This is a genomic window from Sphingomonas jaspsi DSM 18422 (genome assembly GCF_000585415.1).
GTDB lineage: Bacteria > Pseudomonadota > Alphaproteobacteria > Sphingomonadales > Sphingomonadaceae > Sphingomicrobium > Sphingomicrobium jaspsi.
The window spans coordinates 520,929-542,255 of sequence record NZ_KK073876.1 but is presented as its reverse complement, the minus strand read 5'-3'; the positions used below and the strand labels follow the sequence as shown (position 1 = coordinate 542,255).

General features: G+C 64.8%; 22 protein-coding genes. 4 read left to right on the top strand and 18 right to left on the bottom strand.

Translation table 11 applies throughout. The features are described 5' to 3' along the window. The first annotated feature begins 56 nt into the window (after nucleotides 1-56). From G570_RS02735 to G570_RS02725, 3 genes are read left to right on the top strand one after another with little or no spacing between them, the layout of a single operon-like run. Nucleotides 57-479: a GtrA family protein gene (locus G570_RS02735; RefSeq protein WP_037498901.1), complete on the top strand. Its 423-nt coding sequence runs from the start codon at nucleotides 57-59 to the stop codon at nucleotides 477-479. Further along, nucleotides 476-1,423 (top strand): glycosyltransferase family 2 protein, encoded by a 948-nt coding sequence (locus tag G570_RS02730; RefSeq protein WP_037498899.1) that lies wholly within the window; start codon nucleotides 476-478, stop codon nucleotides 1,421-1,423. Before G570_RS02735 ends, G570_RS02730 begins: the two co-directional genes overlap by 4 nt. Then, nucleotides 1,423-2,157: a class I SAM-dependent methyltransferase gene (locus G570_RS02725; protein ID WP_037498897.1), complete on the top strand. Its 735-nt coding sequence runs from the start codon at nucleotides 1,423-1,425 to the stop codon at nucleotides 2,155-2,157. Before G570_RS02730 ends, G570_RS02725 begins: the two co-directional genes overlap by 1 nt. Here G570_RS02725 and G570_RS02720 read toward each other — a convergent pair. Beyond that, nucleotides 2,090-3,709 carry a hypothetical protein gene (locus G570_RS02720; RefSeq protein ID WP_051503968.1) on the bottom strand — a complete coding sequence of 540 codons (1,620 nt, stop codon included), beginning with the start codon at nucleotides 3,707-3,709 and terminating at the stop codon, nucleotides 2,090-2,092. The genes G570_RS02725 and G570_RS02720 overlap by 68 nt on opposite strands. Nucleotides 3,710-3,803: 94 nt before the next feature. Further along, nucleotides 3,804-5,024, bottom strand: coding sequence for an argininosuccinate synthase (locus G570_RS02715; protein ID WP_037498894.1), 1,221 nt, complete (start codon nucleotides 5,022-5,024; stop codon nucleotides 3,804-3,806). Nucleotides 5,025-5,152: 128 nt separating this feature from the next. On the opposite strand from G570_RS02715, the gene G570_RS13975 reads away from it, so the two are divergent. Then, nucleotides 5,153-5,821, top strand: coding sequence for an EF-hand domain-containing protein (locus tag G570_RS13975; RefSeq protein WP_084607480.1), 669 nt, complete (start codon nucleotides 5,153-5,155; stop codon nucleotides 5,819-5,821). Nucleotides 5,822-5,872: 51 nt separating this feature from the next. Here the strand turns inward: G570_RS13975 and G570_RS02705 are convergent, their stop codons facing one another. The 16 genes from G570_RS02705 to cpaB are packed head-to-tail and all read right to left on the bottom strand — an operon-like array spanning nucleotide 5,873 to nucleotide 21,241. Further along, nucleotides 5,873-7,087 (bottom strand): SAM-dependent methyltransferase, encoded by a 1,215-nt coding sequence (locus G570_RS02705; protein ID WP_037498891.1) that lies wholly within the window; start codon nucleotides 7,085-7,087, stop codon nucleotides 5,873-5,875. A 38-nt stretch (nucleotides 7,088-7,125) separates the two neighbouring features. Continuing rightward, on the bottom strand, nucleotides 7,126-8,331 hold the full coding sequence (rlmN, locus tag G570_RS02700; protein WP_037498889.1) for a dual-specificity RNA methyltransferase RlmN: 1,206 nt from the start codon (nucleotides 8,329-8,331) through the stop codon (nucleotides 7,126-7,128). 27 nt (nucleotides 8,332-8,358) lie between these two features. Next, nucleotides 8,359-8,853 (bottom strand): hypothetical protein, encoded by a 495-nt coding sequence (locus tag G570_RS13025; RefSeq protein ID WP_051503966.1) that lies wholly within the window; start codon nucleotides 8,851-8,853, stop codon nucleotides 8,359-8,361. Further along, nucleotides 8,844-9,332, bottom strand: coding sequence for an A24 family peptidase (locus G570_RS13820; RefSeq protein ID WP_051503965.1), 489 nt, complete (start codon nucleotides 9,330-9,332; stop codon nucleotides 8,844-8,846). The genes G570_RS13025 and G570_RS13820 overlap by 10 nt, the downstream gene beginning before the upstream one ends. Then, nucleotides 9,329-10,150 carry a tetratricopeptide repeat protein gene (locus G570_RS02685; protein ID WP_156930294.1) on the bottom strand — a complete coding sequence of 274 codons (822 nt, stop codon included), beginning with the start codon at nucleotides 10,148-10,150 and terminating at the stop codon, nucleotides 9,329-9,331. Before G570_RS02685 ends, G570_RS13820 begins: the two co-directional genes overlap by 4 nt. Then, the gene (locus tag G570_RS02680) at nucleotides 10,147-11,106 is read right to left on the bottom strand and encodes a LytR C-terminal domain-containing protein (protein ID WP_037498884.1); all 960 of its coding nucleotides are present in this window, start codon (nucleotides 11,104-11,106) and stop codon (nucleotides 10,147-10,149) included. The genes G570_RS02685 and G570_RS02680 overlap by 4 nt, the downstream gene beginning before the upstream one ends. Then, nucleotides 11,106-12,080 carry a type II secretion system F family protein gene (locus G570_RS02675; RefSeq protein WP_037498882.1) on the bottom strand — a complete coding sequence of 325 codons (975 nt, stop codon included), beginning with the start codon at nucleotides 12,078-12,080 and terminating at the stop codon, nucleotides 11,106-11,108. The genes G570_RS02680 and G570_RS02675 overlap by 1 nt, the downstream gene beginning before the upstream one ends. A gap of 7 nt (nucleotides 12,081-12,087) precedes the next feature. Then, on the bottom strand, nucleotides 12,088-13,089 hold the full coding sequence (locus G570_RS02670; RefSeq protein WP_037498880.1) for a type II secretion system F family protein: 1,002 nt from the start codon (nucleotides 13,087-13,089) through the stop codon (nucleotides 12,088-12,090). Beyond that, a complete protein-coding gene (locus G570_RS02665; protein ID WP_037498877.1) occupies nucleotides 13,086-14,474 on the bottom strand; it encodes a TadA family conjugal transfer-associated ATPase in 1,389 nt (462 codons plus the stop codon). The genes G570_RS02670 and G570_RS02665 overlap by 4 nt, the downstream gene beginning before the upstream one ends. Before the next feature lie 3 nt (nucleotides 14,475-14,477). After that, entirely contained in the window at nucleotides 14,478-15,677 is a 1,200-nt protein-coding gene (locus G570_RS02660; RefSeq protein ID WP_051503964.1) for a CpaE/TadZ family protein, read from the bottom strand. Nucleotides 15,678-15,688: 11 nt separating this feature from the next. Further along, complete coding sequence (locus G570_RS02655; RefSeq protein ID WP_037498875.1) at nucleotides 15,689-16,291, bottom strand: TadE/TadG family type IV pilus assembly protein; 603 nt, start codon at nucleotides 16,289-16,291, stop codon at nucleotides 15,689-15,691. Beyond that, entirely contained in the window at nucleotides 16,288-16,815 is a 528-nt protein-coding gene (locus tag G570_RS02650) for a TadE/TadG family type IV pilus assembly protein (protein ID WP_084607478.1), read from the bottom strand. The genes G570_RS02655 and G570_RS02650 overlap by 4 nt, the downstream gene beginning before the upstream one ends. Next, nucleotides 16,812-18,440 carry a pilus assembly protein TadG-related protein gene (locus G570_RS02645; protein ID WP_084607476.1) on the bottom strand — a complete coding sequence of 543 codons (1,629 nt, stop codon included), beginning with the start codon at nucleotides 18,438-18,440 and terminating at the stop codon, nucleotides 16,812-16,814. The genes G570_RS02650 and G570_RS02645 overlap by 4 nt, the downstream gene beginning before the upstream one ends. A gap of 9 nt (nucleotides 18,441-18,449) precedes the next feature. Beyond that, on the bottom strand, nucleotides 18,450-18,737 hold the full coding sequence (locus tag G570_RS02640; RefSeq protein WP_051503963.1) for a hypothetical protein: 288 nt from the start codon (nucleotides 18,735-18,737) through the stop codon (nucleotides 18,450-18,452). Continuing rightward, entirely contained in the window at nucleotides 18,727-20,298 is a 1,572-nt protein-coding gene (locus G570_RS02635; RefSeq protein ID WP_084607474.1) for a type II and III secretion system protein family protein, read from the bottom strand. Before G570_RS02635 ends, G570_RS02640 begins: the two co-directional genes overlap by 11 nt. Then, complete coding sequence (gene cpaB, locus G570_RS02630) at nucleotides 20,285-21,241, bottom strand: Flp pilus assembly protein CpaB (protein WP_051503962.1); 957 nt, start codon at nucleotides 21,239-21,241, stop codon at nucleotides 20,285-20,287. Before cpaB ends, G570_RS02635 begins: the two co-directional genes overlap by 14 nt. Nucleotides 21,242-21,327 lie beyond the last annotated feature (86 nt).

The following is a 21,327-nucleotide window of genomic DNA, read 5'->3' as shown; positions in this document are numbered from 1 at the left end:
TACCCGGCAAAAGTTGATGATTGTGTCCTAGCGCCAAGCCACTAGAGAGCAAGCCGATGATCCAGTCGACCCTCGATCGCTTGCCGCCGACCCGCCGCGCCATGCTCCTGCAGCTGATACGTTATGCCGTCGCGGGCATGATCATCACCCTGCTGGTCGCGGCCAGCTACTGGCTGATCGCGGAATATCTGCACGTCGATCCGATGGTCAGTTTCACCATCGTCTTCCTGTTCTTTTCGGCGGTCAGCTACTTCACCCACGGCGCCTTCAGCTTCAAGGATCATGGCGCGCGCGACCGCCAGCATGTGCGGATGGTACGGTTCATCATCGTCAACCTGATCGGCTTCGCGGCCAACCAGTTCTTCATCTGGCTGCTGGTCAAGCAGCTGGGCGGACCGACCTGGTGGCCGACCCTGCCGATGATATTCGTCACGCCGCTCTTGACCTTCGCGCTTCATCGTCGCTTCGTCTACGCATGACCATGGCGGACTTGAGCATCATCGTTCCGGTGAAGGACGAGGAAGAGGCGATCGGGCCCTTCCTGGCCCGTGTCGTGCCGCTGCTCGAAAGCTTCGACGATCCGGTCGCGCAATCGTTCGAAATCCTGTTCGTCGATGACGGCAGCAGCGACACCACGCTCGAAGTGATCCGCAAGGCCAATGCCGCCGACCGCAGAATTCGCGGCATTTCGCTGTCACGCAACTTTGGCAAGGAAGCGGCGCTCAGCGCCGGCATCGACGCGGCGGACGGCAAGGCGGTAGTGCCGATGGACGTCGACCTGCAGGACCCGCCGGAGGCGCTGCGCGAAATGGTCGCCAAATGGCGCGACGGTTACGACGTCGTCTACGGCGTGCGCGACAATCGAGAAACCGATACGCTGCCCAAGCGGCTGACCGCCGACCTTTATTATCGCGCGCACAACTGGCTGTCGGACGACAAGATTCCCGAACATGCCGGCGACTTCCGCCTGCTCGACCGCCGGGTGGTCGACGTGATCCGCCAAATGCCCGAGCGCAACCGCTTCATGAAGGGCCTGTTCGCATGGGCCGGCTTCCGCCAGGCCGCGGTCAGCTATCACCGCGAAGAGCGCAAGGTCGGTACGACCAAATATAATTACTGGAAGCTTTGGCGCCTCGCAGTCGACGGCATCACCTCGGCATCGACGGTGCCGCTCCGGGTGTGGAGTTACCTCGGCGCCTTCGTCGCGCTGGGTGCGCTCGGTTACGCCATCTACATCATCATCGTCGCGCTGACCTCCGGTATCAACGTGCCCGGCTATGCCTCGCTGATGGTGGCGGTGCTGTTCCTCGGCGGGTTGCAGCTGCTCTCGCTCGGTGTCCTTGGCGAATATATCGGCCGCATCCTGATCGAGGCCAAGGGTCGCCCGCTCTACGTGATCCGCGAGCGGATCGGCGAGGGCTGATGGATCGCAAGATATACGAGCAGATGGCGAAGCTCGATGCCGACCATTGGTGGTTTGCCGCGCGGCGCCGCATCCTTGCCGAACTGATCGAACGGGTCGCGCGGCCGCCTGACGATGCCCGTATCCTTGAACTGGGCTGCGGCACAGGCCACAACCTTGCGATGCTGGGCCGGTTCGGCACCGTCGATGCCAGCGAGCTCGACGACACCGCCCGCGCCATCGCCAGCGAACGCCTCGGCAAACCGGTCATGGCCGCCGCTCTGCCCGACGTGTCGATGTTTGCGGCGGGCAGCTACGACCTTGTCGCCTTGCTCGATGTGCTCGAACATGTCCCTGACGACGCGGCATCGCTGAAATCGATCATCGGCCTTCTGAAGCCCGGCGGGTCGCTGTTGCTGACCGTTCCGATCAACCCGTGGATGTGGAGCGCGCACGACGTCGCCCATCACCACCATCGCCGTTACCGCCAGCGCGAGATCGAAACGCTGGCCAGGGCGGCGGGCTTTACGATCGACCTCATCTCCCCGTTCAACACCTTGCTCTATCCGCCGATCGCCGCGGTCCGGCTGCTCGGCAAGCTGACGGGCAAGGAAAGCAGCGACGACGCCATGCCAGGCGCGGGGGTGAACCGCCTGCTCGATACGATCTTCGGCCTGGAAAAGGATCTTATCGGTCGCGTTCCGATGCCGTTCGGCGTGTCACTGGTGGCGGTCCTTCGACGGCCCCTCGCCTGAACAGGCGCGACCCTTCGCCCGACCATACCGGCGTCCAGCCGTCGAGCCAGTCGTCGGGAATGGCGCGCATGTCGATCAGCCACAGATAATCGAAGCTGTCCTTGGGAATGTAGCGGAGCGCCGACTGCACGCGCCAGCCTTCCTTGCTGCAACCCGGATCGCGGACGATCTGGGTCGGATCGCGCTGGAAGATGCCGGCCGCTGGATAATGAACCCGCAGCAAGGCGGACCCGACCATCGGCCAGTGATCGTTGGTATAGGCGTCGCGCCTGACGGTCGCGATCGCGCCGAGATGATCCGACCGGCGAAGCGCCCACTGGTCGCATCGGTCCCACACCAGCACGGCGACGCGCGAGCCCATCGGCACATGGTCGAGGGCCTTGAGCTGTTCGTTCTGCTTCATCCCCGCGATGGTCATGCTGGCGGTGGTGCCGCCGATGCGCATCACCACGAACCCCAGCGCCGCGAAGGCGAGCCAGGTTGCCAGCGGATAACTGGTTTCGCGCTTGAAGCGGATCGCCAGGATGAAGATCGCGACGGCGTAGGGAACGAGGCGCATGTCGGCATAGGCCGACCCGAACACTACCCGCGGCAGCAGGGCGTAGGTGGCGGCGAGCACCAGCCCGGAAAAGAACAGGTTGCGTGACAGGGTGAGCTTGGGGTGGACGATCGCCAGCGCGAGCGGTGCCGTCACCAGCGCCGCCGAAGCGATGTCATAGGTTTCCCAGCGGTCGCGGAACATCCTCAGCAGATAGTTCCACTTATAGTCCCAATCGAACCAGTGGGCGGTGATGCCCCCGGTGGCATCGTTGCGCCACATCAGCACCAGCAGGGCGGGGAAGGCCAGCGAGGCTGCGTGGAATCCGGCGACGAAGGGAGACTTCCACCAGCTTCGGCCATGATCGTGCTGGCGCACCGTTTCGGCGGAAAAGCAGAGCAGCCCCAACATGCCCCAGCCGAACGTGTGTGCGAAAAAGACGACGAAGCTGATCGGTACGAACAGCAGCGCCCGAAGCTTCAATTTCTCCAGCCGGCCGAGCCGCAGCCACAGGCCGAACGCCAGGAAGGCCAGCGCCATCGACAAGGCGAAGTTGATGAAGCCGAACATGAAGGGATGACCGAAGGCGAGCGGCAGCGCGAAGGCAGCGGTCGGCGGCAGGCGGTTGTGCACTTCGCGCGCCACCCACAACATGCCGGCGACGGTCAGCGGCGGGATCGACATCACCACCAGCTTCGTCGCCAGCTCGATGCCGATCAGCTTGCCAAGCGGAACGGCCAAGAGGTCGACGCCAAGATTGCCGATCGGCAGCCAGTGGAAATGAAACCATTGCCAAAGGTATGGGCTGGTCTGGAGATCGGCGGCGACCTTGTAGCGGCCCATATGCCCGCCCACGTCGACCAGCGGCGGAATGGTCGGCCACAGCAAGGGCACGAACGCCAGCAGGATCATCGCCGCGACGAACGGCCGCCCTTCCCACCACGGGCGCGGCCCGCCCTTCGGCGACGGTGCCGGGGCGGCTTCATGCGCGACGATTTCCGGCGTGGTGATCAAGGACGCCCCTTTTCAGCCCCGGCCCCGCGTGGCGGCGGCACCTTTGCCGCCGTTGCACTGCCCATGCCGCTTGGCAAGGGGCTTGCGATCAACGTCAGATGCGATCGCGCCGTCCCAGCAAGCGAAGGCGCAGCGCGTTGAGCTTGATGAAGCCTTCGGCGTCACGCTGGTCGTAGGCGCCGGCATCGTCTTCGAACGTGACGACCTTTTCGCTGTAGAGGCTGTTGGGCGACTTGCGGCCGGTGATGTGGACGCCGCCCTTATACAGCTTCATCCGCACCGTGCCTTCGACCTTGGCCTGGCTTTGGTCGATCGCGGCTTGCAGCATCTCGCGTTCCGGCGCAAACCAGAAGCCGTTGTAGATGAGCTCGGCATAGCGCGGCATCAGCTCGTCCTTGAGGTGCGCGGCACCGCGATCGAGCGTCAGCTGCTCAATCGCGCGGTGGGCAGCATGATAAATGGTGCCGCCCGGCGTCTCGTACATGCCGCGGCTCTTCATGCCGACAAAGCGGTTCTCGACGAGGTCGAGACGGCCGATGCCGTGGCGCTTGCCGAGTTCGTTGAGCTTGGTGAGCAGCGCGGCGGGCGAAAGCGCTTCGCCGTTGACCGCTACACCGTCGCCGCCCTTGAAGTCGATGGTGATCTCTTCGGGCGTGTCGGGCGCCGCAACAAGGTCATCGGTGCGCGAATAGACATAGTCGGGCACTTCGACCCACGGGTCTTCGAGCACCTTGCCCTCGCTCGACGTGTGGAGAAGGTTGGCGTCGGTCGAGAAGGGGCTTTCGCCGCGCTTGTCCTTGGGGACCGGAATCTGGTTCTTTTCGGCAAAGTCGATCAGCGCGGTGCGGCTGGTCAGATCCCACTCGCGCCACGGCGCGATGACCTTGATGTCGGGATTGAGCGCATAATAGCCAAGCTCGAAGCGGACTTGGTCGTTACCCTTGCCGGTGGCGCCATGGCTGACCGCATCGGCACCGACCTGGCGGGCGATTTCGATCTGGCGCTTGGCGATCAGCGGCCGCGCGATCGACGTACCGAGGAGGTAGAGCCCTTCGTACAGCGCATTGGCACGCATCATAGGGAAGACATAATCGGCGATGAATTCCTCGCGCAGGTCGTCGATGAAGATATGCTCGGGCTTCACGCCCATCAGCTCGGCCTTGTGCCGAGCCGGCCCCAGTTCCTCGCCCTGCCCCAAGTCGGCGGTAAAGGTCACCACTTCCGCCTGATATCGTTGCTGCAGCCATTTCAGGATCACGCTGGTGTCGAGCCCGCCGGAAAAGGCGAGGACGATGCGCTTGATCGGGTCGGCCATGGGCTGGATATCCTTCGGAAAAATCGATGTTCGTGGGCGCGGGCGCATTGCCACCTCAAGGCGATCTGTTCAAGCGTGATACAGGAATCGAGGCATAGCCTCGGCCATTCGGGATAAAGGAGGGCTTGATGATCAGGAATTTAATGATTGGGGCGGGTCTTGTCGCCTTGGCCGCTGGCGCTGTGGCCGGCGAGCAGGGCAAGGCCATGGCCGACAAGGAAATGACCCGCGCCGAAGTGGTGGCCAAGGTCCGTGAGCATTTCGCCAAGTTCGACACCAACAAGGACGGCGTGATCGCCAAGGACGAAATCGACGTGATCAAGGGCGACCATATGGCCATGCGGATGGAGCATGGCGGGCCGGGCGCGATGCAAGGCATGGAGCATGGCTTGGGCGATCCCAACGCCGCTTTCGATCGCCTCGACACCAACAAGGACGGCGCGATCAGCCGCGACGAATTCGCCAAGGGTCGCCAGGTTCGCATCGAACGGCGCATCGTGATGAAGGACGGCGACGGCAAGGACTTGGCCGCGGCCGACGGCAAGGCCATGCGCCGCCAGATGCGCATGATGCACGGCGGTCCGGGCATGGGCGGTCACATGATCGTGATGGCCGATAGCGACCACGACGGTAAGATCACCGCCGCTGAGGCCGAGGCGATGGCGCTCAAGCATTTCGACGAAATGGACGCCAACAAGGACGGCAAGGTCACGGCCGAAGAGCGCAAGGCTGCCCGGCCGATGATGATGATCAAGATGCGCGAGCTTCATGACGAGCACGCACCGAAAGCCAGCTGACACCCCAGGGCTTTTGGCAACTGAAGGGCCCGGCCGCGGGCCGGGCCTTTTTTATGCGCTGCGATACCGCTGTTCGGCCTCGGCCATATAGTCGCGCGTGATCGGAAGGGCGTTGCGATCGCGGATATATTGGACCTGGTAATTGCAGGCCGCACCGCTTTCAAACATAACGATCCCGCCGGCGAGATAGAATTCCCACATCCGGTAGAATCGCTCGTCGTACATCGCCACGATATCGGCCTTGGCCTGCGCCGCCCGGTCCAGCCAGTGGCGCAGCGTGTAGGCATAATGCAGCCTCAGCGTTTCGACGTCGCTGGCGATCAGCCGCACCTTTTCGCTCGCCGCGCACATCTGGCTCAGCGACGGCAGGTGGTAGCCGGGGAAGATCCATTTGTCGGTAAAGGGGTCTGGCGCGCCCGCGCTGCCAAGCTTGCCGATGGTGTGCAGGAGCATGACGCCGTCGTCGGCCAGAAGCTCGCGGCACTTGGCATAAAATTCTTCGTAGTGCGCCAGCCCGACATGTTCGAACATGCCGATCGACACGATCCGGTCGAACCGGCCCTGCAGCACGCGATAATCGATCAGTTCGAACTTCACCCGGTCGGCGACGCCCGCTTCGTCGGCGCGGCGGCGTGCAACCTTCAGCTGCTCTTCGCTCAGCGTGATCCCGAGCACGTCCACGTCGGCGACGCGGTTGAGGTAAAGCGCGGTCCCGCCCCAGCCGCAGCCGATATCCAGCACCCGCTGCCCCGGCTTCAGGTAAAGCTTGGCGGCGATATGCGCTTTCTTGTCGGCCTGCGCCTGCTCCAGGCTATTCGACGGATCGGTAAAATAGGCGCAGCTATACTGACGGTCGCTGTCGAGGAAGAGCTCGTACAGCTCGTCCTTGAGGTCGTAGTGATGCGCGACGTTGCGCTTCGACCGGGCGATCGGGTTGCGTCGAAGCAGGGCGGTCAGACCCTTGATCTTGCCCTTCGTCATCGCCTTGCGACCCTGGCCGCCGTCTTCCCAGCGATTGGCGCCGACGATCAGTTCGAGGAGGTCGAGGATCGTCCCGTCCTCGATGACGATGCGACCATCCATATAGGCCTCACCGATCGTCAACCGAGGGTTGCGGACCAGGTCGAAGCCGACGCGCTTGTCGGTGAATCGTACGGTCAGGTGCTTGCCGTCCCTGCCGTAGGTTTCGCGCTTGCCGTCAGGGGTGACGAGCGTGATCTGCCCCTTGGTCAGAAGCGTTCCGATCAACCGTCCGATCAAGGCCATGCGCGATTACCCCCAAGGTTTCGGGGCTACGCTAACGATCAGGCGGCGTCGTTCAACCCTTGTGCGGCCGCTTCCCGGTCGAGGTCGGCACGTTTGCGCTTTTCGGCGGCCGTCTTGAGCTGGCCGCAGGCCGCGTCGATGTCGCGTCCGCGCGGCGTGCGGACCGGGGCGGAAATGCCCGCTTCGAAGACGATGTTGCTGAAAGACCGGATCCGCTCGGGCGTCGAGGTCTGGTATTCGGACCCTTCCCAAGGGTTGAACGGGATCAGGTTGACCTTCGCCGGCAGCTCGTAATGCTTGAGCAGGCGAACCAGCTCGCGCGCGTCGTCGTCGCTGTCGTTCTTGTCCTTGAGCATGATGTACTCGAATGTAATACGGCGGGCATTGTTCGCGCCGGGGTAAGCCGCGCATGCCTCCAGCAGCTGCTCGATCCCGTACTTCTTGTTGAGCGGCACGATCTCGTCCCGCACCTCCTTGGTTACCGCGTGGAGCGATACCGCAAGGTTGACGCCGATCTCGTCGCCGCAGCGTTCCATCATCGGCACGACGCCCGACGTCGACAGGGTGATGCGGCGCTTCGACAGGCCCAAGCCGTCGCCGTCCATCACGATCTTCAGCGCCTGCTTCACATTGTCGAAATTGTAGAGCGGCTCGCCCATGCCCATCATCACGATGTTGGTCAGCATGCGCCCATCCGGGCTCGACGGCCATTCGCCCAGCGCATCGCGGGCCAGCATCACCTGACCGACGATTTCCGCCGGTTCGAGGTTGCGGACCAGCTTCATCGTCCCGGTGTGGCAGAAGCGGCAGTTGAGCGTGCAGCCGACCTGGCTCGACACGCATAGCGTTCCGCGATCCGCATCGGGAATGAACACCATTTCGAAGTCATGGCCGTCGTGGGTCTTCAACAGCCATTTGCGCGTGCCGTCGACCGACACCTGCGCCTCGACCACGTCGGGGCGCGTGATGGTAAAGCGCTCGTTCAGCCAGGGCTTCTGCGCCTTGGCGATGTCGGTCATCGCCTCGAAATCGCTCACCCCGCGATTATAGATCCAGTGCCAGATCTGCTTGGCGCGCAGCTTGGCCTGGCGCGCGTCTAGACCCGCCTCTTCCAGCACGCGGCGGATGTCGTCCTTTGGCAGACCAACAAGTTCAACCTTGCCGTCGGCACGCGGAACGACCGCGCGCGGGACGGGCACGGTATCGGGGCCGGGAATCGGCATCAGCTTGGTATCGGCGCTCATGATGAAGGCGCGCCTTTATCTATTTTTTCAGCGCTTTGCCAGCCTTGCCGCGCAGGCTGCCGCGGCGTCGATTGCCAGCGGTGCCCCTTCAAGGCCGTAGCGGTCGACGATGCGGCCGCCGCCGGGCGAGCGCGCTTCCACCCGCATCCCTCCCCAGATGCGGATCGCATCGACGATCGCCGCTTCCTGTGCCGGGCCGCGGCTCCACGCCATGTTGCCGCGCGCGACCAGCAGGAAGGGCAGGTTGCCGACGTACAGCATCACCGTCGAACCGTCGCGGACCGGACGAGACAGCCGCGCCGCGAACTCGCCCCGGCGCTGGCCCGACGCATCGAAGCTGATTCCTGCCCGGGCCTGGATCTTCCCCTTGGGCGCGGCCAGCAACGATCGACTGGCCGCTTCGCATAGCGCACCATCCTGGAGCGCCGCCCAGCGTCCCCGCGCCGCGATGATCTGCGGCGCGGCGATCGCCGGCAGGGACACCATTGCCAGCGCCACGCCGAGCGCCACCTTCATCGCCATGACTGCCAGATCGAAAGCGCGACACCCGCAGCAATGGCGATGCCGTAGGGAAGGCCTTCCTGCCGCTGGCGCAGGGCCACGCGGCTGCGGGCGCCGTCGGACCAGGGAAGGAGTCGGATCAAGGTCACGAGGATGGCTTCTAGCCCACCTGCCAGTGCGACCGCCACCAACATTCGCCAGCCCATTGACCAGTCGAACCACAGGCTTGCGGCACCCATCAATTTGACATCGCCCCCGCCCATTCCGCCGCGCGCGAACAGAAAGGTGCCGACGACCAGCACGGCGAGCACCAACGCCATATTCTGCCACAACGACCAGGCAGGGCCCGCAAGCAGGATGGCGAGCCCGGCGCCGAGCAGGATCGCCACGCTAAAGCTGTCGGAAATCTGCATTCGCCATGCATCTTCGGTCGCTGCCGCAAGAAGAAGGAAAAGCATGATGACGACCAGCCAGTGCGGGGCCAGCGCGACCAAGTTCATGGCGCCTTTGCGACCCGCGCCAGATTGTCGGCCGCAAGTGCATACCAGCGACTGCGCAATTGCAGCGCCTGGGTGAAGGCCGCTTTCGCCCTGGCCGGTTCGCCCGCGGCCTCGGCGATTACGCCCGCGTCGTTCAACCTCGCCGCATAGGCATCGTCGCCTTCGCCCGCACGGCGTGCGGGCAGTCCGGCCGCGACCGCTGATCGCGCGAGTTCGAGATTGTTGGCGAGGCGCGGTAGGTTGGGATTGATCGCCGCGGCCCGCTCGAACGCACCCACCGCCGCCGACCAGTCGCCCTGAAGCATCGCCGACCATCCACGATTGTTGGCCACTTCCGCCTGGGCGGGGCCAAGTGCTTCGGCTCGGTCATAGGCCGCTGCGGCTTCGTCCCACCGTCCTTGCCGGTCCGCCGCGACGCCGCGCGCGTTCCACGCTCGCCACCCCGCGTCGTGCGTGGCGGTCGCGCGGTCGAGCAGCCGGACGGCCTCGTCGACCCGACCCAGGCGCAGCGCACTGATCCCGGCACGTTCCAATAACAGTCCCTCGCCCGGATGCGCCACCAGCAGGCCCTGATAATAGGTCAAGGCCCGATCGTCATGACCGCTGGCATATTCGAGGTCGGCGAGAAGCCGGTCGACCGGATCGCCCTTGGCACCGACGGCGATGGCGGCGCCGAGCATGGCGCGAGCCTGTTCCAGCCGACCCTGTTCGATCGCATGGCCAGCTTCGACCAGCGACGGTGTGGCGTTGGCTTCCAGCGGCGCGGCCGGCGGCGACGGATCCGCCAGCGCCAGCATCATCGCCGCAGCCAGTATCAAGCGGTCGGCCTCAATGCCCGGTCGCTGGCGGCATCACGGCCCAGCAGGACGGTCAGCGATCCGTCGCTGGCATGCGGGCGTGCCTGCATCGCGAATCCGAACTGCGCCGCCAGACGAACCGCGCGAAGCCGTTCCGCCGCCGAATAAAGGATCACGCTCTGCTGGCGGGTTTCCGGCGCATTGCCGATCCGCACGGCGCCGAAGCCGCGTCCCTGCAGGTAGCTGCGCGTGCGGGCAGCCAGACCTTGGACCCGCGCGGCGTTGAGCAGGGTGACGGCCGGTGCGGGCTTACGATCGAACTGGATCGTGGTGCTGCGCGCGGTGCGATTGACCGTGCGCGCGTCCCACATCACGCCGGGTTTCGTCAGTAGCGCCACTTCCGCCATCGACAGGCGCTCAAGCCTCGGCCCGCGTTGCGGGGCGGGGAGCGAAACAACCGCCACCGACGCGATGCGTGCGTCCGCCGAAGCGGAAGCCACGCCTTGCGCCGGTGGCGGCGGCAGCACGGAGACCGAGCCGGGAACCGCTTGCGACACCTCGGGGGCGGCCTCGCGAACGGCAATCTCGGTTTTGACCCGTGCGGCTTCGTCAGGCCGCCCCTGCATCTGCAGCGACGCGGCCAATTGTTCGTAAATGTCCTGTTGCTTGGGCTGCACCGCCAGCGCCATTTCATAATAACGGCGGGACAGGTCGAATCGGCCCATCTTGTCGTAGGCGGCAGCAAGCCCGCGCATCGCGTCGACACTGCCCGGATCGTCGCGCAGCGCCTTGCGATAGGATTCCAGCGCGAGGCCGACATTGCCCAGTGACATCTGCGAATAGCCTTCGGCGATCCGCACATCGACCGGCTGGGCCCCGGCCTTCAGCGGACCGTTGACCGCGCGGACGTCGACGCTCTGCGCCCCGCAAGACATCAGCACCATGGCCAGTGCGACCGGAACGATCCTCTTGATCATCAGCTTCCTCCCGCAAGCGCCGGGATCAGGACCCGGATGGTACGAATGACCGCCGGCAGCATCAGCACGCCGATCATCACCGGCAGCATGCAGCAAACCAGCGGGATCGACAGCAGGACGGGCAGTCGGTGTGCCTTTTCCTCGGCCCGCATGCGCCGGCGCTCGCGCATTTCGGCGGCATAGGTGCGCAGAGTCTGGGCAACCGACGACCCGAGCTTGGCCGACTGGATCAGCAGGGTCGCAAACGCGCGGATTTCATCGGCGCCCGCGCGGTCGGCGAGGCGGCGCAACGCATCTTCCTGGCTGCGGCCCGCGCGCAGTTCCAGCACCACCGAGCCGAACTGTTCGGCGAGCAGCGGGTGGGACCGGGTCATTTCCATGCCCACGCGGTTGAACGCGGCTTCCAGGCCGAGCCCCGCCTCGACGCACACCAGCATCAGGTCGAGCGCGTCGGGGAAGCCGTTGATCAACTGTTGCTGGCGCCGGTCGGCGCGGATGCGGACGATCAGGCTGGGCACGTAAAGCCCGATCAGCGCCATGATCATGCCCATGACGATCAGCCGCGACGTCGACGGTGCCCCGCCACCCAAGAACAGCAGGACAAAAAGCGTCAACGGCAAGCCGACGACGAGGATCAGGCGGATCAGCGAATAGACGCGCGGCGCATATTCTTCCTTGAATCCGGCGGCCACCAGCCGCGAGCGCAAGGTCGCGTCCTTGGTGTCGACCAGCGGAATGCCGGTACGTTCGATCGCCCCGACCAGCGATAGCCAGGCGCTGCGTGCGTCGTGGGTGCGAAGACCCGACGGAGCCGCAGCCGCCTCGCTGCCTTGCACACCCGAGGCCAAACGCTCGCGCACTTCGCGACGTTCGCCGAGCAGCGAGGCGATACCGTAGGTGACGCCGACCACCGCCACGAACAGCAGCGCCAGAAGTGCGTAACGGGTCAGGTCGTTGGCAAGCAGTTCCGTCATGACAGCCTCAAACCTTCAGATCGATCATTTTGCGGATCGCGTAAAAACCGATCGCGTAGAGCAGCCCCAAGCCGATGAAGCCGGGCATGAACGCCGGGTCGTCGGCCACGTCGAGATAGAAGGCCGGATTGCCCAGAAACAGCAGGACGAAGGCCAGAACCGGCAGACCCGTCAGCATCGCCGCCGTCATTCGGCCTTCGCTCGACAGCGCGCGCACCTTCATCATCATCGCTGCGCGCTCGCGGATCACCTTGCTCAAATTCTCGAGGATCTCGGCAAGGTTGCCGCCGGTCTCGCTCTGCACCGACAGGCTCACCACGAACATCCGCATGTCGTCGAGGTCCCAGCGGTCGGCCATCGCCGACAAGGCGTCGCGCAGGTCAGCGCCATAGGTCACTTCATCGACGACAAGGCCGAATTCCGAACCGATCGGATCGGGCATTTCGACCGTCAGCAGGTCCAGCGCCGAAGCGATTGGGTGACCTGCGCGAAGCCCGCGCACGAACACGTCGAGCGCGACCGGGAACTGGTCCTGCATCTTCTTTCGCATCCGCCCGGCCTTCACCTGCAGGAACAGCAGCGGAATGCCCGCGCCGATCATGAAGGCCACAACCGCCAGCAGCAGCAGACGGCCCGGCCCGAGCGTTCCGCCGCTGGCCGACACCAGTGCGACCAGGATCAGGAAAAGCACCAGCGGGGCGACCAGCAACGCCATCAGCAGCCGCCCCGTCTGGAGCGTCAGGCCCGACGCGATCAGCAGCTTTTCGACACGAAGTACGGCACCCGACAAGATGGGTGGAAGGCTTTCGGCGATCCCGCTCGACGACCGGCGCAGCAGCTGCATCGCATGGTCGCGCGACACGCCTTGCGAAATGAGGTCGAGCCGCTTGTTGATCGCCCGGCTTTCCATCCGCCGGCCGACGAAGGCGCCCGCGAAGCGTTCGACCACGAACACAACGGCCGCGAAGACCAGGATCAGGAAGAATGCGCGCAGCCAGATGTCGCTCATTGGTCGAAATTCCTGTCTGGCCGGAACAGCTCGGGCGACAGCGTCACGCCGTGCGCCATGGTCTGTTCGAGGAAGCGGGGACGGATGCCGCTGGCTTCGAAGCGCCCCTGAACCATGCCGTCGGCGGCGATGCCGGTCTGCCGGAAGCGGAAGATTTCCTGCATGGTGATGACATCGCCCTCCATGCCGCTCAATTCGCTGAGGCTGAGCAGGCGGCGGCGACCGTCGCTGAGGCGTCCGACCTGAACGACGACATGCATGGCCGAGGCGATCTGCGCGCGGGCCGAGCGGGCCGGGACATCAATCCCCGACATGCCGATCATCTGTTCGATACGCGACAATGCGTCTCTCGGCGTATTGGCGTGGACGGTGGTCATCGACCCGTCGTGACCGGTGTTCATCGCCTGCAGCATGTCGAACGCTTCGCCGGCACGCACTTCGCCGACGATGATCCGGTCGGGCCGCATGCGCAGCGCGTTTTTCACCAGTTCGCGCTGCGTGATCTCGCCCTTGCCTTCGATATTGGCAGGACGGGTTTCGAGCCGCGCGACATGGACCTGCTGCAGCTGCAGTTCGGCCGAATCCTCGATCGTCACGATTCGTTCGCGATTGTCGATGAAGGCCGACATGGCATTGAGCATGGTCGTCTTGCCCGACCCGGTGCCGCCGGAGATCAGCACGTTGAGGCGCGCCTTGACGACCGCCTGCAACACCTCGGCAACCTGTTCGGGGACCGATCCGATTTCGACCAGCCGCGCCATGCTGATCGGCACCTTGGCGAACTTGCGGATCGACAGCAGCGCGCCGTCGAGCGCGAGTGGCGGCACCACCGCGTTGACGCGGCTGCCGTCGGCGAGGCGCGCATCGCACAGCGGCGAGCTTTCATCGACGCGGCGACCGACGGCCGACACGATCTTTTGGATGATGCGGATGAGGTGCTTGGAGTCCTTGAATTTGACCGGCGACGGTTCGAGCACGCCATATCGTTCGACAAACACATTGTCGTGGCCGTTGACCAGGATGTCGGTGATCGTCGGATCCTTGAGCAGCGGCTCCAGCGGCCCAAGGCCGAGCAATTCGTCGAGCACATCGCCGACCAATTGCTTGCGCTCGGCATTGTTGAGCGCGTGACGCTGCTTCGACAATTCCTCGAGCACGATGTCGCCGACCTCGTCCTCGATCTGTTCACGCGACATCTTGTCGAGTGCGCTGAGATTGATCAGCTCGAGCAGGCGCTGGTGAAGCTCGACCTTGAGGTCGGTGTGGACGTCGACCGAGGCAAAGGCACCGGCATCGCCGGTCGTCTTGAGCCTGCGATCCTCCTCACGCCGTTCGGCGGTTTCCTCGGGCGCGAGTTCTTCTTTCGGTTTGCGGATCTGCCACATCGCTTAGTGCTCCAGCCCAAGGGCCGCAGCGAGACCCTTCTCCAATTGGTCGATGTCCTTGCCGAGCGCGCATTTCCGCTTGATCTCCGAAATCGGAACGCCGCGATCGATAGCCTGGGTCATCGTCTGGTGATCGTTGACGATCGTATAGGCGACCGGGCGGCGCAGGACGCGCTCCGCGTCAGCGGTGCCGATCTGTTTGAACAGGCCCTTTTCGGCGCGGTTGACCACGATCCTCACGTCGAGATGGTGCAGCCCCTGCGCGTCCAGCAGGTCGAGCTGCCGGCGCGCACGATGCAGGCACGGCACGCGCAATTCGGTGACCATCAGCACCAGGTCCGACCGCGCCAGCAGCGACAGCGACCAGTTGCTCCAGTTCATCGGCAGGTCGACGAACACGGTGCCATATTCGTCGGCCGCCAGGTCGACGATCTTCAGCACCTGATCGCTCGTCAGCGCTTCGAGCGGGGTGATCTCCTTCGGCGCCGCGACCACCGAAAGCCCGCTGGGATGCTGGGCCGCGACCGAGCGCAGCATGTCGCCGTCGAGGCGCTTTCCGGCCTCCACCATGTCGGTCAGGCACAGCGCCGGCTGCAAGCCGAGCTGGAATGCCGCATCTCCGAACTGGACGTCGAGGTCGAGCAGGCAGGCCTCGCGACCCAGCGCCCGTTCGCTGGCGGCAAAGGCGATGGCGAGCTGGCTGATCAGCGATGTCGCCCCCACCCCGCCTTCGCTCTTGATCACCGTTACGACCTTGCGGTGCCCTGCCTTGGTACGCTGGGCCATGCCGGCGACGAGCTTGCGGATCGGATCGAGCGCGGTTTCCAGCTCTTCGCGCACCAATGGCAGCGGCACCACGTCATGGGCACCAGCGCGGACCAGCGAGCGGACCAGCGCCAGCGGCGGATCATAGGCCGCGGCGATCAGCGGCAGCGTCCCCGCCGCCAGCGTTTCGAACCGCGCGATCGAGGCCGGATTTTCCTTGTCGACCTGGACCACCGCGGCCGCCGCGCCCTGCAGCATCGAAGCGTCGACCGGATCGGCCGCGCCGACGATGACGAGATCGAGCGGGAAGCCCGCCGCCGTCGCCCCGACGAGGTCGTTGGCATCCCCGTCCACGCCGGCCAGAAGCAGGCGGACCGGGGCGGGTCCGGTATCGGCCATCCACTGGCTGTTGGGTCGTTCCGGGTTATGCACGCTCATCACCACTCACCTCAATTCGATATGCTGCCGCTACTGTCTTCGGCCGTCAGGGTCGCCGACGCATTGGGTAGATTCCACCCTCCGAAGCCCAGCAGTGCAATCGGTCTGAATTGCATGTTCTGAAGTTGGACATTGACCAGCGGCTGGACATCCATCGTTTCGTCCGCTGCACCGGCATAACCGAAGCCCGACCCGGAATAGCGGATCACTACATTGTTGGCCGCGATCAACGGATTCATCTTGGCCATCCGCGCGACGATCAGGTTGAACGCCGCACTGTCCACGGTGCCGCCACCGCTGGGGCAGGGCGCGGTTTCGCAGGTGCAGCCGGTGCTGGTGCATTTGACGGTGCCAAGCTGGTTGGCCGGAATGACGTCGCCTGCCTTGATCGTCCCGCTGACATAGCTTGCGCCGACCAGGTCGGGCGATACCGGGTCGGTCACGATCGCCATTCGCGCCCCCATCTGGGTCGCCTTTTCGGACCGATTCAATTCCCAGAAGAAGCGACCGGTGTCGATGATCCCAAACAGGAGCAAGATCAGCAGCGGCAGAACCAGCGCAAATTCGGCCGCGCTGGAACCGCGCCGGTCAAAAGGAAGGCTGCGGACGGTCATGACCCGATCACCGGCGCTTCGGATTCGGCCCGCAGGCAGAGGTTGGCCGTCGGCAGGCCAAGCGTCCCCAAGACCGACCGATAACCGATCGCGGCGCTGACCTTCACTACCGGTATGTCACCCGTCAGCGACTGATAGATGCCGTCATAATCGTCATTCGACACGCAGCGCACCGTGATGGTGAGGGTCTGTGTTCCCGACCCGCAATTGCGGGTCCAATAGGCGGAGTTGAAACGCCCCTGCGTCCCGCTTCCGGTTACCGTCCCGGTCCTCGTGACGTTGGTGATCAACGATTGCGCGCTGCTGCTGACGGTCGATGGGCAGGTGTAGTTCGCCTCCAACGGCAGTCGCGCGGCATAGCGCGCGCCGTCGCGCACCTGCTTCACCAGGCCATGTTCATCGAGGAAATAGTTGCCGAGTTCGGCGCTGCCGAACATCAGGACGAGCAGGAGCGGAAGGACCATCGCCATTTCCGCTGCCGCCGCGCCGTTTTTGAAGGCGAAAGGATTGCCACGGCCCATCATCGCACCAGGTACGGCCTGCTGCGGCTGTAATATTGGAAGCCGCCGGTGCCGCCCACCGGCTGGGCCGGGCCGATCACTTCGCCGTAAATTTCCTTGTCGTCGGTGGTGGCGGTAGCCCCGCTTACCCCGGTGTTGGCCGCGCTGCGCTGCAGCGACGGCTCAGTCAGGAAGACGTCAAAGACTCGCAGGATGATATAATCCTCAAAGGCCGCTCCTTTGCCTTTTAGATTGTCGCAATTGGCGGCAACGATCGGCAGGACTCGCCGGTCCTTGGCAGTAGCCGCTGCCGCGGCAGCATATCTTGGCTGGCTGAACGCACAGACCTTTGTGATGCTCCAATTCTGACCTTGCTTGCTCCACGTTCCAGTCGAGATCGTCTGTGGATTGAGAGCCGTCGCCTTGTTGGCGATCTCCCACAGGTAGACCTGGTACCTCGTCAGTGTTGTCGCCGTTGCCCCGCCACCAATTGCTGCCGCAATTGATGCTGCGGTCTGGCTTGGATGATTAGCCGCAATATACCCAGCCCGATCCCAATTTCCGTCGCCAAAATTACCGCCCGAACAAGAAGTGTAATGACAAGTATCACGGCCGAATTGTTTCGCGCCTTTGTTCTGAACGAAGTCGGCGTAAGCCACTTGACCTGTCGCGTCTTGCGGTCTGCCTCCCGGAGGCGCTCCACAAACTGGCGAGCTAGTAGGCTGCGCAGTCTGCCGAATTGTATAGGTCATAGTTTGGGTCATATCTTTGCGGGTGTCCGCCGAAGGACATGCCGAACCGGTAGCCGGGTCGCACTTGCTTGCATCGTTTTTATTGAGGCCCGCGTAGACGTCGAGGCGTGTGTTGATCGCGTCGGTAGCGTTCTTATTGCCTGGCTCGGTTTGGTTATCGTCAGCGCTCTGACAGCCATTCAGTCCATTGCCGAGCAAAGCGTTGAGCACCGCTTGGTTGCCGTTCCCAAAGTCAAGATATCCGTAATTCCCGGGAACCCACTTATTACCACCAGCAGTCTTCATCACGATTCCCCTGCCGACATCGTCTGCGGTCGGGAAATCGTCCGACGGTGCGCAGACCAGCAACGGCGCAACGTTGCAGATGGACGATTCGATTCCCGCCACGGCCGTTGCCGACACGTCCCCTGCGAAAGCACCGACGATCGGGGTCAATGCATAGTTTGCCGTGCGAACCTTCGTCGTCACCACCACGAACCGGGCGCGGCTGTCGCCATCGGTGGCGCTGGCCGCGATCTTGGTGCAGGCCGACGCGGTGTCCGCGACGCTGTCGTCGAACGCGCTGCAGAAGGTGATGCTCTGGATTTCGACCTGGGTCCCGTCGGCGTTGCCGTCGTTCGCGAACCGGGTGAAGTTTTCCGCCAGCCGATCCTTGCTGGTCGAGGTAATCGAGTCGGTCGCCCGCTGGCGCGCACCGTCGGCGCGGTCCAATTGGGTCGCCGCGGCTAGGGCCGCCTGATCCGCGGCTTGCTGCAATTCGGTATCCAGGGTCGCCACGCGCGCATAATCGAACGCAATGCCGCCAGCGCCGATCAGGGCGAACAGCGAAAGGGCCACAGTGGGCGCAACCGCGCCCCTTTTACTGGCCTCCGTCCCGAAGATGCTTATGCGCTTCATCGTTCATCCTCAGCGCGGTCCGCTGCCGCCGCCACTGTTGCCGCCCGTGCCGCTGCTGGTGGTTGCGCTCTGCACATCCTTGACCGTGCCCTTGCGGTAGCGTTCGGACGCCTTTGCGCCATGTTCGCCGCTGTCGCCCGGCTTGGCGCCATCCTCCGGATACACCGGATCGGGATCGACGGTCTGCGCGGCCATGTCGTAGCGCAGCGCTTCGCCCATGCCCGGATCGACCGGCGCGCAGCCGGCCGCGAGCAATGCCGCCCCGGCCGAAATCGCAAGCTTCAGTTCAAAGCGCATGGCCGTAATCCTTCTCGAGCTTGGACGGGTCGAACGCGGCCATTCCGCCGCTGGGCTTGACGGTCGCCGGCTCGCCGATCGGGCGCATCACCGGCCCGCTCTGGCTGGGCGCGAGCGGGTTGGCGCCGACCCCGCCGTCGGTTCGGCCGAGCAGGAACAGGTCGGCTTCGTCGGGCGGCGTGGCGCGGTCGGTCGGGACCTTGAGCGTTCCCGCCCGCACAGGCCGCACCAGCCTCGGCGTGACGATGATCACCAGTTCGGTTTCTTCCCGCTGGAAGTTGGTCGAACGGAACAGCGAGCCGATGATCGGGATCGATCCCAGGATCGGGAACTGGCGCACGGTGTCGGAGAAATCCTTGCGCAGCAGGCCGGCCAGGGCGAAGCTTTCGCCGTCGCGCAGTTCGACCGTGGTCTTGGCCCGCCGGGTCTGCAGGCCCGGGATGCGAAGATTGTTGATCACCACCGACGCGCTGTTGTCGATCGAGCTGACCTCGGGCGCGACGACCAGGTTGATCACCCCGTCGGCCAGTACGGTCGGCGTGAACGCCAGGCTGACGCCGAACGGCTTGAATTCGACCGTGATGTTCGAATTGCCCCCACCGTTTCCGCCACCGCCGCCATTGCTCTGCGATACCGGAATAGGGAATTCGCCCCCCGCCAGGAAGTTGGCGGTTTCGCCCGACAGCGCCACCAGCGTCGGTTCGGCCAGCGTCGTGATCGCGCCCTTGCGTTCGAGTGCATTGAGCGTCGCGTCGATATTTAGCCCCAGGATGCCGAAGCTGCGCCGCAGGATGCCGAAGCTGTCGACGATCGATCCAAGGCGCAGCACGCCTGGGCCCGGCTGGGTCTGCGTCACCGACGAACCCGTGACCGGGTCCACGTTGGTCGTCGTGATGTCGCCACCTGGCGTCAGGCTGGCACCGCCGCCGACCGCACCGCCGAAGCCGTGGCTGCCGCCGCCCTGCACGAACAGGCCGAGGCCGAGGTCCTTCAGCGCACTGCGCTTCACTTCGGAAAAGCGGACCTCCAGCATCACCTGCTGGGACGATCCGATCTGCAGCATGTTGACGACCTTGCCCGGGGCATAGGTTTCCGCCAGCTGCACCGCGCGGTCGGCCATCGGCGCGCTGCTGACGACGCCTTCGAGCACGATCGAATCATTGGCGATACGCGCGCCAACCTGGTCGGCCGACAGGAGTTCGGACAGCTGCCGCTTGAGGCTGGTGACGTCGGGACCGACCGCAATGTCGACCACGGCGATCAGCCGGCTCGACCGGTCGTAGAGGGTGAGGCTGGTCGTCCCCATCTTCTTGCCCAGCACGTACAGCGACTGGTCGGTCAGCGGCAGCACGTCGGCGATTTCGCTGTTGCCGACCATCGCCCGGGCGAATGGCCGGTCGACCCTAAGCACCTGGCTCTTGTTGAGCGGCACTTCGAGCGCGCCGGCATGGATGTCGCCTGCCGCGCTGACGGACACCTGCGCCGAGGCCGTCGTCGGACAGGCCAGCGCAACGGCAATGGCGGCGCCGATCGCCGCGCCTTTCAGTCTATTGACGCGCATAGTCCCCCACCTCGTAAGAACTGGCTTCGGTGCCCCTGGTCACCACCACCGTATTGGTCGATTTGGTCGGCGCCGGCGCAGCACGAACCGGGCGCGGCGTGGGCCGGCGCGGCTGGCTGATCGCGGCGATCCGCGCGCGCTGTTCGGCCGGCGGCGGCGCACCAGCGGCGGTCGCGGGCGCGGCACCCCCCTGCGGCGGCAGCGACGTCTGGTAGCTGTAGCGCAAATCTTCCAGCGTGATCGGCTTCACCTGCGGGATATTCTGTTCCATCCCCGGCTTACGCAGCACCAGGCTGAGGCTGCCGAGCTGCTGGCCGAGCACCAGCTTCTGCGCGTCGATGGGCGAGACTTCGACGGTCACCGACCGGTCGACCGACGCTTGGTCGGGCTGGCCCGCGTCCTTGGTGCTCTGCCCCTTGGCCAGCACGCGGACGTTCTGCAGCAGCACGTCGGTGACATTTTGCTGCGCGCCGCCCGGGCTCTGCCGGGTGATCAGCACGTCGACCACATCGTTCGGATTCACGAAGCCGGCCACGCCGGACACGTCGTTGATGCGGATGGTCGCGGCGCGCATGCCGTCGGGCAGCAGCGCGGCGATCGACGCCCCTTCGCCTTCACCGGTCAAGTCGGAGGCGAGCAGCGGCTGGTTGATCTGGATCGGGCGCAGCGCGGCGCGGGTCTTCCCCGCGGGCAGCAGCTCCTGCAGCGTGCGATAGGTTCCGGGCGGCAGCGAGGTCGCCGGATAATTGACGAACTTGACCTTTTCGGGCGTCAGCTGGGTGCCGAAGTCGAGCGGCATCGCCGCGACCGCAACCCGGACCATGCCCTGGGGAGAGTTTTCAAGTTGGCGTTCGCGCCCGCTCAGATAGGCGTTGGCCACGATCACCGCGACCAGTCCCAGGATCAACGCTATGCCCAGCGCGATAAGGGTTTGCCGTTTCATCCGCCCCTTCCCCCGAAATATTGGCGGCGACCGTCAGGTCAGATCGACCGGGTCCGTCGCCAGCCCCCGATCGATGAAGTAATGGC

What these genes read in the sequence shown, in the direction of transcription:
- G570_RS02665 (WP_037498877.1), bottom strand. Translation starts at nt 14,474, where the DNA reads ATGTGGCAGATCCGCAAACCGAAAGAAGAACTCGCGCCCGAGGAAACC.
- G570_RS02655 (WP_037498875.1), bottom strand. Translation starts at nt 16,291, where the DNA reads ATGACCGTCCGCAGCCTTCCTTTTGACCGGCGCGGTTCCAGCGCGGCC.
- G570_RS02735 (WP_037498901.1), top strand. Translation starts at nt 57, where the DNA reads ATGATCCAGTCGACCCTCGATCGCTTGCCGCCGACCCGCCGCGCCATG.
- rlmN (WP_037498889.1), bottom strand. Translation starts at nt 8,331, where the DNA reads ATGAGCGCCGATACCAAGCTGATGCCGATTCCCGGCCCCGATACCGTG.
- G570_RS02660 (WP_051503964.1), bottom strand. Translation starts at nt 15,677, where the DNA reads ATGAGCGTGCATAACCCGGAACGACCCAACAGCCAGTGGATGGCCGAT.
- G570_RS02680 (WP_037498884.1), bottom strand. Translation starts at nt 11,106, where the DNA reads ATGATCAAGAGGATCGTTCCGGTCGCACTGGCCATGGTGCTGATGTCT.
- G570_RS02725 (WP_037498897.1), top strand. Translation starts at nt 1,423, where the DNA reads ATGGATCGCAAGATATACGAGCAGATGGCGAAGCTCGATGCCGACCAT.
- G570_RS02640 (WP_051503963.1), bottom strand. Translation starts at nt 18,737, where the DNA reads ATGCGCTTTGAACTGAAGCTTGCGATTTCGGCCGGGGCGGCATTGCTC.
- G570_RS02730 (WP_037498899.1), top strand. Translation starts at nt 476, where the DNA reads ATGACCATGGCGGACTTGAGCATCATCGTTCCGGTGAAGGACGAGGAA.
- G570_RS02715 (WP_037498894.1), bottom strand. Translation starts at nt 5,024, where the DNA reads ATGGCCGACCCGATCAAGCGCATCGTCCTCGCCTTTTCCGGCGGGCTC.
- G570_RS02635 (WP_084607474.1), bottom strand. Translation starts at nt 20,298, where the DNA reads ATGCGCGTCAATAGACTGAAAGGCGCGGCGATCGGCGCCGCCATTGCC.
- G570_RS02645 (WP_084607476.1), bottom strand. Translation starts at nt 18,440, where the DNA reads ATGAAGCGCATAAGCATCTTCGGGACGGAGGCCAGTAAAAGGGGCGCG.
- G570_RS02670 (WP_037498880.1), bottom strand. Translation starts at nt 13,089, where the DNA reads ATGAGCGACATCTGGCTGCGCGCATTCTTCCTGATCCTGGTCTTCGCG.
- G570_RS02675 (WP_037498882.1), bottom strand. Translation starts at nt 12,080, where the DNA reads ATGACGGAACTGCTTGCCAACGACCTGACCCGTTACGCACTTCTGGCG.
- G570_RS02705 (WP_037498891.1), bottom strand. Translation starts at nt 7,087, where the DNA reads ATGGCCTTGATCGGACGGTTGATCGGAACGCTTCTGACCAAGGGGCAG.
- cpaB (WP_051503962.1), bottom strand. Translation starts at nt 21,241, where the DNA reads ATGAAACGGCAAACCCTTATCGCGCTGGGCATAGCGTTGATCCTGGGA.
- G570_RS13820 (WP_051503965.1), bottom strand. Translation starts at nt 9,332, where the DNA reads ATGAACTTGGTCGCGCTGGCCCCGCACTGGCTGGTCGTCATCATGCTT.
- G570_RS02650 (WP_084607478.1), bottom strand. Translation starts at nt 16,815, where the DNA reads ATGATGGGCCGTGGCAATCCTTTCGCCTTCAAAAACGGCGCGGCGGCA.
- G570_RS13025 (WP_051503966.1), bottom strand. Translation starts at nt 8,853, where the DNA reads ATGGCGATGAAGGTGGCGCTCGGCGTGGCGCTGGCAATGGTGTCCCTG.
- G570_RS13975 (WP_084607480.1), top strand. Translation starts at nt 5,153, where the DNA reads ATGATCAGGAATTTAATGATTGGGGCGGGTCTTGTCGCCTTGGCCGCT.